Genomic DNA, 665 nt, shown 5'->3' with positions numbered 1-665 from the left:
AAATTTGAACACCAACAGTATTTAACGCTTTAAATGCCGCTTTCGCTGTATTGGATTTATTAACCCAATCCTCAAACTTACGTGCATTACCTTCAACGAGATCAGCCACGCCAGACAAGAAAGGTTTCATTTTGGACAATCCCGAGTTGACACCTCTAATTCCCGCAGCCATTGCGTTAAAAATCTGAGCTTGATTCTGTCTGATGATACCTGTCCATGTGTCCTTGAGTTTTGAGGTAGCGTTATTGAACGCTTGAACCTCTTTTGTTACTGCAAGTGTACCGTCGTTAACCATTTTAATTGCACTGATAGCCATTGCACCAAATGCTACTGCACCTAGTCCAGCAACAGAAAACGCACCAGCTAGACCAATGACGCCACCACCGAGCACGCCTACCGCGTTTAATACCGCGAATAAAGCGGGTACTAATCCAGCAATCACTGGGATAAGCGCTTGGAATGTAGCTATAAGCACACCTTTGATTTGTTGAGCAAATACGGTGCCAAATGAACGTATACGTGTTGCTAAGTGGTCGATTTTACCACTAAAGTCATCTAATGCTCTTCCGCCTGCATGCCAAACATCAGCTATTTTAGCTTTTAGTAAGTCTGTTTTTCTTACATCGTAATCTATTTTTACAGTGTGTTTTCTAAAGGTTTTTAAA

The 665-nt window shown here is 41.8% G+C and carries 1 pseudogene; it reads right to left on the bottom strand.

The window, feature by feature from the left end:
- A pseudogene (locus CD138_RS13805) lies at nt 1-665 on the bottom strand (terminase); the annotation flags it as partial.

Source organism: Staphylococcus intermedius NCTC 11048, assembly GCF_002902385.1.
GTDB classification, from domain to species: domain Bacteria; phylum Bacillota; class Bacilli; order Staphylococcales; family Staphylococcaceae; genus Staphylococcus; species Staphylococcus intermedius.
This window is presented reverse-complemented; position numbering and strand designations above follow the sequence as displayed.